Below are 15,841 nucleotides of genomic sequence, written 5' to 3'. Positions count from 1 at the left end.
GTTAGCAGACAAATATAAAACAATACTTGTTAAACTAGTATTAAGACCTTTGTCTTTTTATTTTTTTAATATTTTTAAATATTCCGTTTAACACAACAGTGCCCAATATAATAAGGGCTCCGTAATAAAATCCAGGATTCATTTTTTCTGAATCTCCAAAAATTAAATAAGCCAATACTATTCCATAAATCGGCTCTAGATTAATCGTTAACATTACCGTATATGGACTTAAGTATTTCATTACCTGAACAGAGCCAATAAAGGCATAAGCCGTACAGAAAGATGCTAAAATGACAAGATACACCCAATCCGAAGTTGACAATTGAAAGAAAGCAACTGAAAAACCGTCATTCTCGTTTCCAAAAAAGGAAACTCCGATTAAATAAATGGTTACAAAACCAACACCACTTAACAATTCGTAAAAAGAAATCATTGATGGCGTATATTGCCGTGCAATCTTTCCGTTAATCAATGAAAAAACCGAGGACAAAAAAGCCGAACATATTGCATATATAATACCTAAAAAATAATCTCCTTCTACCTTAAAAATAATATAAAGTCCACAAATCACCATAAGACCAAATACGACTTCATACCATATCAGCTTACGTTTATAAAAAATAGGCTCCAAAATTGAAGTAAAAAATGCTCCAGTAGATAGCACAGCTAAAGTTATAGAAACATTAGATACTTTTATTGCTGCAAAAAATGTAATCCAATGTAGCGCTATGATAGCTCCAGCAATACATAATGTCGCTAGAAGTTTTGTGGAAATGTTTAGGGAAATCTTTCTTAAATAGATATAAATATAAATAAACCCCGAAGCCATTAACATTCTATACCATACTAAAGGTAGCGCATCAATGGAAATTAATTCTCCGAGTATTGCTGTAAAACCCCATACAAAGACTATAAAATGAAAATGTAGGTAATTCTGAAGCTTAACGTTTGGCATTATACAATAGATAAATAGCTAAAATTCCAAAAGAAACATTGGGAAACCATACAGCCACTAAAGGTGGGAAATCAGATTGATTAGCCATGGTACCTAGTACCTTATCAAAAAAGATAAAAACAAAGGCTAACGAAATACCAACAGCAAGATTCACTCCCATTCCTCCTCTTCTTTTCATAGAAGAAACTGCAACCCCTATTACTGTTAGAATAAATGCCGAGACTGGAATACTCCATCTTTTATATGCCACCACTTTATAACGATTAATATCAGACGACCCTCTTTTACTTTCTTTTTCAATAAATTTATTTAATTCCACATAATTAAGCGTTTCCGCTACATAGGTCACTGGTGTAAATTCATCAATATTAAAAGGTAATACAGTATCTTTCTTTCTGGCTTTCTCAATAATATCTTCATTTTCTAAAACTGTTCGCTTTACAAAATCTCTTAGCTCATAAATACTATCCTTAAAAGTTATCGTTCTTGCGGAAATCTTAGTTACCAACTTATTACCATCAAAATACTCTAATGTGAAGTTAGTTGCCTTTTTCTTAAGTGGCTTAAAATCATTAGCATACAAAAAAATACTATCATTTAATTGTCGATATACATTCCTGGTTTCTTGTACTTTTTTACCTTTCTTTAAATACGTATATTTAAATTCATTAAATCCCTGACTTGCCTTGGGTGCTAAAAACAAACCCATTGCCAAGGCTCCGACACAAATTAAAATAGCTCCTATCATATAAGGTCTAAGAAATCTCCAAAACGAAACACCGGAACTTAAAAAAGCTATAATCTCTGTTTTATTAGCCAATTTAGAAGTGAACCAAATCACAGAGAGAAAAACAAATAGTGGAAATAATAGATTTGCAAAATATATCGTAAAATCCAGATAATAAGAAACAACTGCCCCAAATGGCGCTTTATGTTCTAATATATTATCAATTTTTTCTGAGAGGTCTACGATGATACCAATTGGGATAAACATGAGAATCATTGTAAAAAATGTTCCCAAATATCTTTTAAGTATGTACCAGTCTAATATTTTCAAATTACAGTCTTTTATCCATTTGTTTAACCATCATATTTTTCCAGGAATAAAAATCACCTGCTAAGATATGTTTTCTAGCTTCTCGAGTCAACCACAAATAGAAACCTAAATTATGTATCGTAGCTATTTGTTTTCCTAATAATTCATTTACCGAAAAAAGATGTTTTAAATATGCCTTAGAATACTCTGTGTCCACATATGTAATTCCCATTTCATCAATGGGTGAAAAATCATCTTCCCACTTTTTATTTTTCATATTTATGGTACCATGAGCAGTAAAAAGCATTCCATTACGAGCATTACGAGTAGGCATAACACAATCAAACATATCAATTCCCAGTGCAATATTTTCTAAAATATTAATAGGCGTACCTACACCCATTAAATATCTTGGCTTGTCTTCTGGCAAAATTTCGGTTACTACTTCTGTCATTGCATACATCTCTTCTGCTGGTTCACCTACAGACAATCCTCCTATTGCATTTCCTTCTGCACCAGCGTTTGCTATATATTCTGCAGACTGTCTTCTTAGGTCTTTATAGGTACTTCCTTGCACGATCGGAAAAAAAGTCTGATCGTACCCATATTTAACAGGAATTTTTTCGAGATGTTGCATACATCTATCTAACCACCTGTGTGTCATATGCATACTTCTTTTTGCATATCCATAATCACAAGGATACGGAGTACATTCATCAAAAGCCATGATAATATCTGCTCCAATTGTACGCTGTATTTCCATAACATTTTCTGGAGTAAAAACGTGATAAGAGCCATCTATATGGGATTTAAATTTAACTCCTTCCTCTTTGATTTTACGATTTGCTGATAAAGAATACACCTGATACCCTCCACTATCGGTAAGAATATTTCGATCCCAATTCATAAATTTATGCAACCCTCCAGCTTTCTCTAAAATAGGAGTTTGAGGTCTTAGATATAAATGATACGTGTTTCCTAAAATTATATCAGGATTGATATCATTCTTAAGCTCTCTCTGATGAACCCCCTTAACAGTTCCTACAGTGCCGACAGGCATAAAAATTGGAGTCTCAATAACTCCGTGATCAGTGGTTATTTTTCCAGCTCTGGCCTTACTTTGAGGATCTGTAGATAATAGGTCGAATTGCATAGTTTTTATTTCGTAGAGCGCAAAGATAACTAACTAAAACTACTTTGATAAAGCGAAGTTTCCGAAAACTTTTCGTTATTAACAATAGTATCTTGATTAAAAGGTGATCAGACATTTTGCCACGGTTATCAAAACCTGTATTTTTGCGCCTTAATCATTAAGCCAATTAGCATAGCAATGCCAAAAACACAACAATTAGAAGATTTTGTAACTCAGGTCCGTAGAGATATTCTACGACAAGTTCACAAAGTAAACTCAGGGCATCCAGGTGGTTCTCTGGGGTGCACAGAATTTTTTGTAGCTCTTTATCAAGAAATTCTAGAAAGAAAAGATGGTTTCGATATGGATGGAAAAGAAGAAGATCTTTTTTTCTTATCTAACGGACATATTTCTCCAGTTTTTTATAGTGTATTAGCGAGAAGTGGGTATTTTCCGGTGGAAGAGTTAAATACATTTAGATTAATTAACAGTCGACTTCAGGGACATCCTACTACTCATGAAGGTCTTCCAGGCATTCGGATTGCTTCAGGATCTCTTGGACAAGGAATGTCAGTAGCTATCGGAGCAGCACAAGCAAAAAAACTAAACAATGACAACCACATTGTATATAGTCTTCACGGAGATGGAGAGTTACAAGAAGGACAGATTTGGGAAGCTGCTATGTATGCTTCTGGAAAAAAAGTAGACAATCTTATTTCAACCATAGATCTTAACGGACAACAAATTGACGGATCTACTGATGATGTATTACCGCTAGGTAGTTTAAGAGCTAAATTTGAAGCATTTGGTTGGGATGTTATGGAAATCAAAGAAGGAAATAATATTACTTCTGTTATAGAAGGTCTTAAAGAAGCAAAAACCAGAACAGGAAAAGGAAAACCTGTTTGTATTTTGATGCACACTGTTATGGGTCATGGAGTAGACTTCATGATGCATACTCACGCATGGCATGGTAAAGCTCCAAATGACGAGCAATTAGAAATAGGTTTAGCACAAAATCCTGAAACTTTAGGAGACTATTAAGACATAAAAAGAGGTTTCTGTCTTACAGAAATTACTGAAAAAAAATATACATGAAAAAATATATAGATACAGGAAAAAAAGACACTCGTTCTGGTTTTGGATCGGGTCTTGAAGTACTTGGAAAAACAAATGAAAATGTTGTAGCGCTTTGTGCGGATCTTATTGGTTCTCTAAAAATGGATGCTTTTATTGCAAATAATCCGGATCGTTTTTTTCAGATCGGAATTGCTGAAGCCAATATGATGGGTATTGCTGCAGGATTAACTATTGGAGGTAAGATTCCTTTTACAGGAACCTTTGCAAACTTTTCTACAGGTCGTGTTTATGATCAAATACGCCAGTCCATTGCCTACAGTGGAAAAAATGTGAAAATCTGCGCTTCTCACGCAGGTTTAACATTAGGAGAAGATGGTGCGACTCATCAAATTTTAGAAGACATTGGATTAATGAAAATGTTACCTGGAATGGTAGTAATCAATCCTTGTGATTATAATCAAACCAAAGCAGCTACTATTGCAATTGCAGATTACGAAGGTCCTGTATACTTACGTTTTGGAAGACCTAAAGTAGCTAACTTCACCCCAGAAGATCAAAAGTTTGAAATCGGAAAAGCTGTTCATTTACAAGAGGGTACGGATGTTACTATTGTAGCCACAGGACACTTGGTATGGGAAGCATTGCTGGCCGCAGAAGCTTTACAAGAAAAAGGAATTAGCGCTGAAGTAATAAATATTCATACGATTAAACCTCTTGATGACGAAGCGATTTTAAACTCTGTAAAAAAGACAGGCTGTATTGTTACTGCAGAAGAGCATAACTTTTTAGGAGGTCTTGGAGAAAGTGTATCCAGAGTATTAGCTCAAAATCATCCTACTCCACAAGAATTTATTGCTACTAATGATACTTTCGGAGAAAGTGGAACTCCTGGTCAACTGATGGAGAAATATGGATTAAACGCTGAAGCCATAACTAACGCTGCAGAAAAAGTTATAAAGAGAAAATAATAACATTCTGCTTGTTAAATTAAACAAATATCTAAAGCCTTCTGTAAAAAAACAGGAGGCTTTTTTTAATGCGCATTAGAATAATCTGAACCCATTTTCGTTATAAAGGAAACACTAACCACCAAAAAATATTTAATTATTTATTCATCTTTTAAAACTCATTTAAAATGAAAAATGTATTAGTGTTTTTAATTCTCTTTAACTCATTCGGACTTATCGCACAAAAAAAAGGAATAAACTTCGGTGTGAAAGCTGGTCTTAATTATGGAGATAATGGCAAAATTGAATTCAATGACGTTACAAATGCTGGAGATAATCTACTATCAGAAAATGCTGATGATCGCGTAGGTTATCACGTTGGAATTTTCCTAAGAGGAGATATTACTGACAGTTTTTATCTAAAACCAGAACTACAATATACTCAGAATAGTAGCTCGTATTCGTTTGATAATAGAAAACTAGATTATAATATAAAGAAACTAGATCTACCTATTTTAGCCGGAGTATACTTATTAGGACCTTTACATGTTTTTGGTGGTCCTTCCTTACAATACATTTTAGACAACGACTTAGAAGATGTAAGACTAAGTGAGGTGAAAAATGAATTTACTGTTGGTCTTCAATTTGGAGTTGGATTACAAATAAGACGTCTTAATATAGACCTAAGGTACGAAAGAGGAATTACCGAAAATCAAGCTCAAACAATTGATGAAAATACAGGTCAAACCATCAGAGTAGATTCCAGACCAAATCAATTTATATTAAGTTTAGCCTTAGATTTATAACTTCTTAGCGCATTTATAAAAAAACTCCGGTGTTTACCGGAGTTTTTTTATTCTTATTAGTTCTTTTCCTCTGTATCATCAGAGTCTAAATGATTCCATATTCCATCACCATCATCATCATAAAATATAATTTCATTGGTAGGATCATCTGGATTATTAGGATTATAGTCAATAACCCCATTTCCATTAAGATCTCCTAACAGTGTAATTTCGTCTTCTGTAAATGTCCCATCACCGTCATCATCTGCGTCAAAAAAATCAGGAAAACTATCTCCATCTGTATCATCATTAGTTGGATCGCGATCCCCAATATCATTAGTAGGATCACCATCACCATCTCTATCAACACTTAAATCCGAATCAGCTTCTAAATCTTCTAGGTACGAAGGTATACCGTCATCATCGTGATCCGATTCTACATTTCTATATAATTGGATACTAAATATAAGAGGTGAATATTGAGGAATACCAGTTTGTCCTTGATCGAAATAAGCTAGTCCGGAAGGCATAAATACAGTAAAATCACCAAAATCCATATTATAATCCACAGTACCATTATCTGGATTCTCCATAAACCCTGATGCACCACTAACTTCTACCGTTCCCTCTCTAAATCCTGGTAAAACACCATTTAAATCAAACCATACCGGAGTAACAGCACTATCAAAAACTCTTCTATCGGGATTATTATTATCTACCTGATCCTTTTCATCAATTATCCCATCTCCATCACTATCTGGTTCGTCAGGATTATTATCAACATCAGCATCATCCGCAATTCCATCTCCATCACTATCCGTTTTGGTTTCTGAATCACTTATATTGTCAGGCTCATTATCTCCATCTGCATCTACATCCGCATCATCAGGAATACCATCTGCATCTTGATCTACATTATCATAAAAAATCTCTCCTCTATATGTTACAAATGCTGAATCTGCAAAGGTTGGTTGACGTTCAGTCGGTGCTCCATTATTTCGCTTCAAAAGATATAATGTATAATCTACATCATCACGAGTAATAGTTTTTGTTTCCAGAAGTCCAGAATCCCAAATAGAAGTCTCACCACTATTATCACCAGCAATGGTATCAAATTGTATGATTTGATAGTCAGGGTTCGCATCATTATCTACTGGAGTAAAAAAATGCGTCTTTAAGTAACTTTGTATTATTGGATCCTCATTTACTTGCTGCTCTGTCATATCCCTTGGCGGAATGCTAACAAAACCATCATCATCGTTACTACAAGCATATAAGGCCGAAACAACAACTCCTATGGCAAAAATATATCTTCTTACTTTCATCTGATTGCTTTTTTGAAGGCGCAAGATACAATTTTCTTGTACTTTTGCTGAACTATTATTAGAGATAAAACGCATTTTTTAATCATTTTTTATGCGAGTTGATAAATATTTATGGTGTATCAGATATTTCAAGACACGTAGTATTGCTACAAAGGCTTGTAAGGAAGGTAAAATTCGTGTAAACGGAGATATTGTAAAACCGTCCAGAGAAATATACCCAACCGATAAAATTACTGTTCGTAAAAACCAGCTTAATTATGAACTAGTTGTTTTAGACACACCAAAAAGCCGACTTGGCGCTAAGCTAGTCGACATATACCGTAAAGACGTAACTCCTGCTGAAGCGTTGCAAAAATTAGATCTTTTAAATTACTCCAAAGACTATTATAGAAAAAAGGGTACCGGTAGACCAACTAAAAAAGACAGAAGGGATATCGATGATTGGTTTGAAGAGCCTACTGATAAGGATAGTGAAGAATGAAGTTAGATTCGCATTTCTGGAGTAATAAATATAAACTACACCAAACGGGTTGGGATATTGGATATGCTTCTCCTTCAATCATATCATATTTTAATCAATTAGATAATAAAGACCTTAAAATATTAATTCCGGGATGTGGAAATGCTTACGAAGCAATACTTTTATTTGAAAGTGGATTTAAAAACGTATATATCTTAGATTTTGTAAAAGAGACACTTAACAAATTTGAAGAAAGACAGCCTAATTTCCCTAAATCTCAAATACTGTATGAAGATTTTTTCAGCTTACATGATCAATTTGATATCATTGTGGAACAAACATTTTTCTGTGCCTTATTACCTAATCAAAGAAAGGAGTATGTTTCTAAAATGAAATCTCTCTTAAAATCTGGAGGAAAATTAGTTGGTTTATTTTTTGATAATGATTTCGAAAAAACCGGTCCTCCATTTGGCGGAAACAAAAAGGAGTATTTAACACTATTCTCTTCGTCTTTCAAAATTAAAACACTAGAAAAATGTTATAATTCCATTCCTCCGCGTATGGGTAACGAACTCTTTTTTATCTTTGAGGACAATTGAAAAAAAATTAACACCGTTTACGTATGCAAGCTAAAGACAATATCATTCTTACTCATGAACAAATTCAGCATAAGATTAAGAGAATAGCTTATCAGATATATGAAACTAATGTAAATGAAAAAGAAATCGTTATTGCCGGTATTGCAGAAAACGGATACATTTTTGCTCAAAGGTTAAAAAAGATTTTAGAAGGCATTTCGAGTATAAGTGTTACACTTTGCGAAGTAACTATGGATAAATCCGCTCCGCAAAACACAGTAAAAACTTCGATCTCCTCATCAGCATATGAAAACAAATCTCTTATCCTAGCCGATGATGTTCTTAATTCGGGGACTGCTTTGGCTTATGGAGTAAAACATTTTTTAGATGTTCCTCTAACAAGATTTAAAACAGCAGTTTTGGTGAATCGAAATCATAAAAAATATCCAATTAAGGCAGATTTTAAAGGTATTTCTTTATCTACCTCCTTACATGAGCATGTTAACGTAACTTTTGGCAAAAACGATCTTGCAGTACTAGAATAAGGTATTCTTTATTTCTGTTGCTATCTCTTCGACAGTTTTATCATCTGTAGAAATTACATACTCTGCCTGATTGTAATAAAATGAACGTTCAAAAAGATGTTTCCGAATAAAATCCTTAAGATCATCTTTGGATGAAACGTGTGCTATTAAAGGTCGTTTTCCTTTTTCTAAAAATAATCTATTCACTAATTCCTGTAGTGATGTTTTTAAATAAACACTTTTAGCATTTTTATTATTCTTTATAATTTCCAGATTTCCTACAAAACAAGGTGTTCCTCCACCTAGAGAAATTATAGTATTTGTATAAGTTTCTAAAACCTCATTTAAATATTGATTTTCTTTTTTTCTAAAATATATTTCTCCTTGGTCTTGAAAAATTTGATTTACTGATTTTTTTTCTTGAGCTTCGATATAATCATCCAGATCAAGACATTTCATTTCTAATTTAAGAGCTAAATCCCTACCAATGGATGACTTACCGCATCCCATATACCCTATTAAAATAATGTTCATAAACTAAAATTTAGATTATTTATGCCTAAAAAAAAGGGCATTTAAAATAAAATGTAAATTTATATTAAATTCTTCTTGAAAAATAAATTAATGATAGTATATTTGCACCCGCATTCAAGGAAAAAAATTGAATGACCAGTTAGCTCAGTTGGTAGAGCATCTCCCTTTTAAGGAGAGGGTCCTGGGTTCGAGCCCCAGACTGGTCACAATAAAGTGAATAATGATTAAGTTTTAATGATTATTCACTTTAAAAGTTCTTTAAAAAATATTTGATTCCTAATGGTATCAATGACCAGTTAGCTCAGTTGGTAGAGCATCTCCCTTTTAAGGAGAGGGTCCTGGGTTCGAGCCCCAGACTGGTCACTAAAAAGTATCGCAATTCTCTTGTGATACTTTTTTAGTTTTATACTATATTATAATATAAGCATCTTTATTTACCCGGATGCTGGAATTGGTAGACAGGCATGGTTGAGGGCCATGTGTCCATTAGGGCGTGTGGGTTCGACTCCCATTCCGGGTACTTTTCTTTTTATTTCTCAAAATTAATACACATCTTTTAGTTGTTTTCTTTATCCTGAAAATTTACCAAGAACACAAATTTCAAATCTAAATTAAAAATCCCTAAATTTTTTAGATAATTCATCTTTCCTGTATCTGCCAAAACACCCGTCTGATAAATTCATAAAATCATTTTTGTTATTAAGATATGTTCTAAATAAATTTGCCGTTTTAAGTGAGAGCACTACTTTTGAAAAAAATATATTCCTTTAAAATATAAAATGAAACACATCCATTATTCACTCCATACCATCATCTGGTTTGGTTAGTGATCACAAATTATGCAAAACCTTACTATTTTCTAACGCGAATTACTATACTATTAAAATATTATAACAAATGAAATACATTTATCTATTAATAACATTACTTATCGTATCATCTTCTTGCAAAAATGATAAAAACAATCAAGATTCTCAGGAAAAAACAATCACAAAAAAAGAGATTGTTAATGTATATACTCATAGACACTATCCAGCTGATCAAGAATTATTTGCCAATTTTGAAAATCAAACAGGCATCAAGGTGAATGTAGTAAATGCCAAAGCAGATGAATTAATTCAGAAAATGTCTGAAGAAGGAGAGCAATCACCTGCAGATGTTTTAATCACTGTAGATGCAGGAAGATTAGTAAGAGCAAAGGATAAAGATTTATTACAATCTATTGACTCTAAAAAATTAAATGAAATTATTCCAACTAATCTAAAAGATGAAAATAATCAATGGTTTGGTTTAACAAAACGAGCACGTGTTATTATCTATGCAAAAGATAGAATTAAGCCAGAACAATTATCAACCTATGAAAATCTAACTTCACCAACATGGAATAAAAAAGTATTAATCAGATCTTCTGGAAATATCTATAACCAATCTTTACTAGCTTCTATAATAGCAAATAATGGAGAAGAATCTGCAAAAGACTGGGCTACCAAAATAGTAGCAAACATGTCTAGGTCTCCAAAAGGAAATGACAGAGATCAAGTAAAAGCTGTTGTAGCTGGAGAAGGTGACATTGCAGTAGTAAATACTTATTACATTGGCAAATTACTAAACTCCAAAAATCCTGAAGAAGTTAAGGCTGGTAATGGGGTTGGAGTCTTTTTCCCTAATCAAGAAGATCGTGGCACACACATTAATATAAGTGGTGCTGGAGTAGCTAAATATGCCCCAAATAAAGATAATGCAATCAAGTTTATCGAGTTTTTAGCTAGTGCTGAAGCTCAAGAAGTATTCGCAAAAGCCAATTATGAATACCCTGTAAACAAAAAAGTAAAACCTTCAGAATTGCTTCAATCTTGGGGATCATTCAAAGAAGATACATTAGCACTATCTTTATTGGGTAAAAACAACAAGAAAGCTGTCATTCTTTTTGATGAAGCTGGTTGGAAATAAATTTTGAAATTACTTAGAGATATATATTTAAAAAGAGATACTAACAAATGGTCAATATTTACATTGGCCATTGTTGTTTGTATTGCCATTCCCATTCTCACAATATTTTTTAAATTATTTTCTGGACCAGGCGAAACTTGGTCACATCTAGTAAAGCATGTGCTAGCTGATTATATTCTTAATTCAATATGGTTAGTTATAGGGTGCTCCATGTTGACTTTGTTTTTTGGCGTTTCTTCTGCCTGGATAGTTAGTAGATATGAAATCCCTTATCGAAGGTTTTTAGAATGGATGTTAATTCTACCTTTGGCTATTCCATCATATATAACAGCTTATGCATATGCCGGAATATTTGATTATGGAGGCTCTCTGGAAATACTAATGAAAACAATCGGTATTTCTTCATTTAAGTTAGATGTCATGAATATTTTTGGGCTTATACTTATTTTAAGCCTTTCTTTATTTCCATACATATATGTAAGCGCCAGAGCCATATTTCTATATCAATCAGGAAGACTTATAGAAGCCTCAAAGCTATTAGGTGCAACTGAGCGAAGTACATTTTTCAAAATTGTTTTACCTGTAGCCAGACCTGCTATTGTAGGCGGATTAATACTAGTATTAATGGAAGTATTAAATGATTACGGCGCTGCAAAATATTTTGGCGTTAGCACATTTACTACTGGTATTTTCAGATCTTGGTTTTCTCTAGGAGAACCATCTACAGCTGTATATCTATCAGCGATACTTCTTTTTGTAGTATTTATACTAATTTACCTGGAACGTCTTCAGCGTGGAGCTAAAAGTTATTATAATTCTTATAAAAGCAATAACGTACTAAAGAAAAAAACTGTCACTACAAAAAGACAGTTATTGTTATTTTTTATTGTTAGTATTCCAATAGTATTTGGTTTTATAATTCCTCTTTCACAATTAATTTATTGGTCATTCTTAACCTATAAAGATGTTTTATCATCTTCATTTTTCATTATTGCACTTCAAAGTTTAGGTATTTCTTTTTTAACAGCTTTTTTTACGGTATTCACAGCATTAATGATATTATATTTCCCTAAATGGAACCGATTAAAAGCATTAAAAAAGGTTTCTAGAATAACAATCTTAGGGTATGCAATACCAGGCGCAGTTATTGCAGTTGGAGTAATGATTCCTTCTCTTACATTAGACAAGTGGTTTATAAAAATTGCAAAAGACTTATGGAGTATCAAAATAGGATTACTTATCAATGGTACCATTTTAGTTCTTTTATATGCCTACGTTATTCGGTTTCTAGCTGTTGCGTATAATCCAATAGAAGCGAATCAATTAAAAATAGGAAAATCACTATCAGAGTCTTCTAAATTATTAGGAAAAGGAAATATTAGAACATTTTTTAATATAGAATTACCTTTATTAAAATCGGGTGCGATTGGTGCTTTTATCTTAGTTTTTGTAGATGTAATGAAAGAACTACCATTGACACTTATCCTAAAACCTTATCATGTAAACACCTTAGCTGTTAAAGCTTATGAGTATGCTAGCGATGAACTTATTATGGAATCAGCCTTACCTTCGTTATGTATTATAGCTACCGGTATCGTCCCTATAATAATACTTAATCGATTGATATTAAACGAAAAATAAAAAACTGAGTGAGTCACATTTTAAAAATAAAACAATTATCAAAATCTTTTAATAATGGAAAAGATTTGGTTATCAACGATATCAATTTATCAGTTAAAAAAGGTGAAACGATTGCTATTGTCGGCGAAAGTGGTAGTGGAAAAACCACACTTACTCGATTAATCTCTGGGTTAGAAACTCCTGATAGCGGTACAATTAGTATCAATAATACTGAAGTCGCTTCTGAGCATAGTTTTGTTCCTCCTGAGAAACGAAATATTGGACTTGTTTTTCAGGATTATGCGTTGTTTCCTCATCTAACTGTTTTTAAAAACATTGCTTATGGCCTTTCTAAATTGGAGAATAAGAAAACAAGAGTCTCTGAAATGTTAGCTTTAGTAAACTTAACTGGCTACGAAAATCGATATCCGCACCAATTATCTGGAGGACAGCAACAAAGGGTCGCTCTTGCACGAGCATTAGCACCAAAACCTAAATTACTATTACTTGATGAACCATTTAGCAATCTAGATGTAATGCTACGCGTTCAACTTAGAAATGAGATTTTTGATATTATAAAAAAAACAGAAGTTACTGCCATATTTGTAACACATGACACACAAGATGCTATAGCTATTGCTGACAAAATTATAATATTACAAGAAGGAAAAAAAATTCAGAAAGGGTCTATCAAAAAACTATACAAAAAACCTAAAGATTATTATGTCGCCTCACTTTTTAGTACAATTTCACAATTATCAGAAGAAGATTTAACCTGTTTTGGATACAATACAAAAGAAGAAGAAAATAAAAAATATGCTATTCGAATTAATCAATTCAAAATCAACACCTCATCTGATTTTAATCTAAGTATAAAAATAGACAAGACTGTTTTTATGGGGGATCATTTTATGCATACCACAATACTACCCAACAATACTGTTCTAAACTTTACATCCGAACACAAATTAACAGATCAAGTAACTATTGGGTTTGACACAGATACGATTTTATCCTTTAACAAAAAACAATGAATCTACATAATTCATTTAAAAACAACTAGTTAAACATAACTCCTTTTAACTATTACTACAAAAATAGTATAATTACTATATTTATAGTTTTATTACTAAAAATATAGTTATATTTGTCATATGAAAGATTTGACAAAAGCAGAAGAACAGATTATGAGATATCTCTGGAAGCTTGAAAAAGCATTTCTAAAAGATATTGTAGAACAATTTCCTGAACCACGCCCTGCTTACACTACTATATCCACTGTAATTAGAACTTTGGTAACCAAAAAATTTATAAGCTTTACTACTTATGGCAGAATAAAAGAGTATTACCCACTAATATCTAAAGAAACTTATTTCAAAAATCATTTTAAAGGAGTGGTTAAAAACTTCTTTAGTGGATCCATAAGTAAGTTTGCCATGTTTTTTACAAATGATGAAGATCTAAATGTGAACGAGTTAGAAAAAATGAAACTTCATATTCAAAAAAAAATAGATAAACTAAAAAAAGAAGATGAATAATTTTTTCATATACCTTATACAGGCAAGTATTTGTTTAGCTGTTTTATACAGTTCGTATTATGTTTTCTTTAGAAAATTAACTTTTCATAAAATCAATAGAATCTTATTATTGCTTTTATTACCAATATCACTATGTCTTCCTTTCTTAAATCAGGTAGAAATTCACATTGCAAATCAAACCCTTATCATACCAGATTTTGATGATATTATACCTATAGAGCATCCAACCCAAGAAGTCTCTTTGGAACCTTCAGAACCTTCAGAAAAAGATTGGAATCCGATTCATTTACTATGGTTTGTTTATAGTATCGGTATGTTTATCTATCTACTAAGACTGTTATTATCCATTACACAACTATATAAACTAAAGAAAAAATCCGAAACTTTCGTTAAAGATGGGTTTTGCTTTATTGCTGCGGACATACAGAGTATATTCTCTTGTTTTCGCTGGATTTTCCTTCCAAAAGATGAAATAAATGAAATCGATCCATCAATCTTGGAGCATGAGAAAGTACATATAAAACTTGGTCATACCATCGATCTAATAGTAACAGAAATATACTTGGTTGTATTCTGGTTTAATCCATTTTCGTATTTATTCAGAAAATCTATCAAGTCAATTCACGAGTATCAAGCAGATCAATCTATAATTAACAGTCAAATCAAAAAATCAAATTATTTAGAACTCCTGGCAAAAAATCTAGGAGCAAAGCAAAGTGTAAAATTATATAGTTATTTCAATCATTCATTAATCAAAAAACGAATAGACATGATCACAAAAACAAATTCTAATCAAAAAAATCTTATCCGATACATTTTACTCATTCCTGTTCTGGCAGTACTTTTTATGGCATTTATAAAACCTAAGTCTAATAATAATCATATTATAGAACAGGCATTGACAGAAGAAATAGTCATAGAAACTCCTCCTTCTGTTTTCCCAATCCAAAATGGATCAAAAGATGATATCACGGCTGCTTATGGTAAAAATTTTAATCATCCGATACGAAAAAAGAAGGTATTCCACGGTGGTATAGATATCAGAGCAAAAATAGGAACTCCAATTATTGCTACTGCAAACGGAACTATCACTCTTGTTAAAAACGAAGGTGATTGGGGAAATCTAATTGTCATTTCTCATGCTGATGGGTATGAGACCTGGTATGCGCATTTGGAAAGCTTCAATACTAAGAAAAACCAACAAGTTCAAAAAGGACAGATTATAGGTTATAGCGGAAATACTGGACTTTCTACAGGACCTCATCTTCATTATGAAGTAAAACATAATGGAAAAAGAGTAAATCCTATGGATTATTTTTAATAGTACTATTAGAAAACAGGCAAAGATGCTTTTTGATCCTTGCCTGTTTTAACATA

The 15,841-nt window shown here is 32.4% G+C and carries 16 protein-coding genes and 3 tRNA genes; 14 read left to right on the top strand and 5 right to left on the bottom strand.

The window, feature by feature from the left end; genetic code table 11:
* Positions 1-40 precede the first annotated feature (40 nt).
* Genes Q0910_RS07725 through tgt form a run of 3 tightly spaced genes read right to left on the bottom strand, consistent with a single transcriptional unit; the run spans position 41 to position 3,144 of the window.
* A complete protein-coding gene (locus Q0910_RS07725; RefSeq protein WP_299214441.1) occupies positions 41-955 on the bottom strand; it encodes a DMT family transporter in 915 nt (304 codons plus the stop codon).
* On the bottom strand, positions 942-2,012 hold the full coding sequence (locus tag Q0910_RS07720; RefSeq protein WP_299214438.1) for an LptF/LptG family permease: 1,071 nt from the start codon (positions 2,010-2,012) through the stop codon (positions 942-944). The genes Q0910_RS07725 and Q0910_RS07720 overlap by 14 nt, the downstream gene beginning before the upstream one ends.
* A gap of 1 nt (position 2,013) precedes the next feature.
* The gene (gene tgt / locus Q0910_RS07715) at positions 2,014-3,144 is read right to left on the bottom strand and encodes a tRNA guanosine(34) transglycosylase Tgt (RefSeq protein ID WP_299214435.1); all 1,131 of its coding nucleotides are present in this window, start codon (positions 3,142-3,144) and stop codon (positions 2,014-2,016) included.
* Positions 3,145-3,321: 177 nt separating this feature from the next.
* Here tgt and Q0910_RS07710 point away from each other — a divergent pair, with 177 nt between their 5' ends.
* The 3 genes from Q0910_RS07710 to Q0910_RS07700 all read left to right on the top strand — a co-directional run bounded on the left by Q0910_RS07710 (position 3,322) and on the right by Q0910_RS07700 (position 5,956).
* Positions 3,322-4,167: a transketolase gene (locus Q0910_RS07710; RefSeq protein ID WP_299214432.1), complete on the top strand. Its 846-nt coding sequence runs from the start codon at positions 3,322-3,324 to the stop codon at positions 4,165-4,167.
* A gap of 50 nt (positions 4,168-4,217) precedes the next feature.
* Positions 4,218-5,171, top strand: a complete 954-nt coding sequence (locus Q0910_RS07705) for a transketolase C-terminal domain-containing protein (RefSeq protein WP_299214429.1) — start codon at positions 4,218-4,220, stop codon at positions 5,169-5,171.
* 167 nt (positions 5,172-5,338) lie between these two features.
* On the top strand, positions 5,339-5,956 hold the full coding sequence (locus Q0910_RS07700; RefSeq protein WP_299214427.1) for a porin family protein: 618 nt from the start codon (positions 5,339-5,341) through the stop codon (positions 5,954-5,956).
* A gap of 56 nt (positions 5,957-6,012) precedes the next feature.
* Here Q0910_RS07700 and Q0910_RS07695 read toward each other — a convergent pair whose 3' ends face one another.
* Positions 6,013-7,260 carry a hypothetical protein gene (locus Q0910_RS07695; protein ID WP_299214423.1) on the bottom strand — a complete coding sequence of 416 codons (1,248 nt, stop codon included), beginning with the start codon at positions 7,258-7,260 and terminating at the stop codon, positions 6,013-6,015.
* 91 nt (positions 7,261-7,351) lie between these two features.
* On the opposite strand from Q0910_RS07695, the gene Q0910_RS07690 reads away from it, so the two are divergent.
* The 3 genes from Q0910_RS07690 to Q0910_RS07680 are packed head-to-tail and all read left to right on the top strand — an operon-like array spanning position 7,352 to position 8,843.
* A complete protein-coding gene (locus Q0910_RS07690) occupies positions 7,352-7,741 on the top strand; it encodes a S4 domain-containing protein (RefSeq protein ID WP_299214421.1) in 390 nt (129 codons plus the stop codon).
* Positions 7,738-8,319 (top strand): methyltransferase domain-containing protein, encoded by a 582-nt coding sequence (locus tag Q0910_RS07685; protein ID WP_299214418.1) that lies wholly within the window; start codon positions 7,738-7,740, stop codon positions 8,317-8,319. The genes Q0910_RS07690 and Q0910_RS07685 overlap by 4 nt, the downstream gene beginning before the upstream one ends.
* Positions 8,320-8,342: 23 nt before the next feature.
* A complete protein-coding gene (locus Q0910_RS07680; RefSeq protein WP_299214415.1) occupies positions 8,343-8,843 on the top strand; it encodes a phosphoribosyltransferase family protein in 501 nt (166 codons plus the stop codon).
* Here the strand turns inward: Q0910_RS07680 and Q0910_RS07675 are convergent.
* Positions 8,835-9,356, bottom strand: a complete 522-nt coding sequence (locus Q0910_RS07675; protein ID WP_299214412.1) for a shikimate kinase — start codon at positions 9,354-9,356, stop codon at positions 8,835-8,837. The genes Q0910_RS07680 and Q0910_RS07675 overlap by 9 nt on opposite strands.
* 133 nt (positions 9,357-9,489) lie before the next feature.
* Here Q0910_RS07675 and Q0910_RS07670 point away from each other — a divergent pair.
* The 8 genes from Q0910_RS07670 to Q0910_RS07635 all read left to right on the top strand — a co-directional run bounded on the left by Q0910_RS07670 (position 9,490) and on the right by Q0910_RS07635 (position 15,785).
* Positions 9,490-9,562 (top strand) — tRNA-Lys (locus Q0910_RS07670).
* Between the two features lie 84 nt (positions 9,563-9,646).
* Positions 9,647-9,719: transfer RNA gene (locus Q0910_RS07665), tRNA-Lys, on the top strand.
* Between the two features lie 73 nt (positions 9,720-9,792).
* Positions 9,793-9,876 (top strand) — tRNA-Leu (locus Q0910_RS07660).
* Positions 9,877-10,253: 377 nt separating this feature from the next.
* Positions 10,254-11,306 carry a Fe(3+) ABC transporter substrate-binding protein gene (locus Q0910_RS07655; RefSeq protein WP_299214409.1) on the top strand — a complete coding sequence of 351 codons (1,053 nt, stop codon included), beginning with the start codon at positions 10,254-10,256 and terminating at the stop codon, positions 11,304-11,306.
* A 3-nt stretch (positions 11,307-11,309) separates the two neighbouring features.
* Positions 11,310-12,947, top strand: coding sequence for an iron ABC transporter permease (locus Q0910_RS07650; RefSeq protein ID WP_299214406.1), 1,638 nt, complete (start codon positions 11,310-11,312; stop codon positions 12,945-12,947).
* Positions 12,948-12,955: 8 nt separating this feature from the next.
* Positions 12,956-13,960, top strand: coding sequence for an ABC transporter ATP-binding protein (locus tag Q0910_RS07645; RefSeq protein ID WP_299214403.1), 1,005 nt, complete (start codon positions 12,956-12,958; stop codon positions 13,958-13,960).
* Positions 13,961-14,080: 120 nt separating this feature from the next.
* A complete protein-coding gene (locus Q0910_RS07640) occupies positions 14,081-14,464 on the top strand; it encodes a BlaI/MecI/CopY family transcriptional regulator (RefSeq protein WP_299214400.1) in 384 nt (127 codons plus the stop codon).
* On the top strand, positions 14,457-15,785 hold the full coding sequence (locus Q0910_RS07635) for a M23/M56 family metallopeptidase (RefSeq protein ID WP_299214397.1): 1,329 nt from the start codon (positions 14,457-14,459) through the stop codon (positions 15,783-15,785). Before Q0910_RS07640 ends, Q0910_RS07635 begins: the two co-directional genes overlap by 8 nt.
* Positions 15,786-15,841 lie beyond the last annotated feature (56 nt).

Origin of the sequence: uncultured Aquimarina sp. (genome assembly GCF_947495315.1) — a bacterium.
Taxonomy (GTDB): domain Bacteria; phylum Bacteroidota; class Bacteroidia; order Flavobacteriales; family Flavobacteriaceae; genus Aquimarina.
Note: the sequence above shows the minus strand (reverse complement) of the source record. Positions and strands in the feature narration are given on the sequence as shown.

What these genes read in the sequence shown, in the direction of transcription:
- Q0910_RS07725 (WP_299214441.1), bottom strand. Translation starts at nt 955, where the DNA reads ATGCCAAACGTTAAGCTTCAGAATTACCTACATTTTCATTTTATAGTC.
- tgt (WP_299214435.1), bottom strand. Translation starts at nt 3,144, where the DNA reads ATGCAATTCGACCTATTATCTACAGATCCTCAAAGTAAGGCCAGAGCT.
- Q0910_RS07710 (WP_299214432.1), top strand. Translation starts at nt 3,322, where the DNA reads ATGCCAAAAACACAACAATTAGAAGATTTTGTAACTCAGGTCCGTAGA.
- Q0910_RS07705 (WP_299214429.1), top strand. Translation starts at nt 4,218, where the DNA reads ATGAAAAAATATATAGATACAGGAAAAAAAGACACTCGTTCTGGTTTT.
- Q0910_RS07700 (WP_299214427.1), top strand. Translation starts at nt 5,339, where the DNA reads ATGAAAAATGTATTAGTGTTTTTAATTCTCTTTAACTCATTCGGACTT.
- Q0910_RS07695 (WP_299214423.1), bottom strand. Translation starts at nt 7,260, where the DNA reads ATGAAAGTAAGAAGATATATTTTTGCCATAGGAGTTGTTGTTTCGGCC.
- Q0910_RS07690 (WP_299214421.1), top strand. Translation starts at nt 7,352, where the DNA reads ATGCGAGTTGATAAATATTTATGGTGTATCAGATATTTCAAGACACGT.
- Q0910_RS07685 (WP_299214418.1), top strand. Translation starts at nt 7,738, where the DNA reads ATGAAGTTAGATTCGCATTTCTGGAGTAATAAATATAAACTACACCAA.
- Q0910_RS07680 (WP_299214415.1), top strand. Translation starts at nt 8,343, where the DNA reads ATGCAAGCTAAAGACAATATCATTCTTACTCATGAACAAATTCAGCAT.
- Q0910_RS07675 (WP_299214412.1), bottom strand. Translation starts at nt 9,356, where the DNA reads ATGAACATTATTTTAATAGGGTATATGGGATGCGGTAAGTCATCCATT.
- Q0910_RS07655 (WP_299214409.1), top strand. Translation starts at nt 10,254, where the DNA reads ATGAAATACATTTATCTATTAATAACATTACTTATCGTATCATCTTCT.
- Q0910_RS07640 (WP_299214400.1), top strand. Translation starts at nt 14,081, where the DNA reads ATGAAAGATTTGACAAAAGCAGAAGAACAGATTATGAGATATCTCTGG.
- Q0910_RS07635 (WP_299214397.1), top strand. Translation starts at nt 14,457, where the DNA reads ATGAATAATTTTTTCATATACCTTATACAGGCAAGTATTTGTTTAGCT.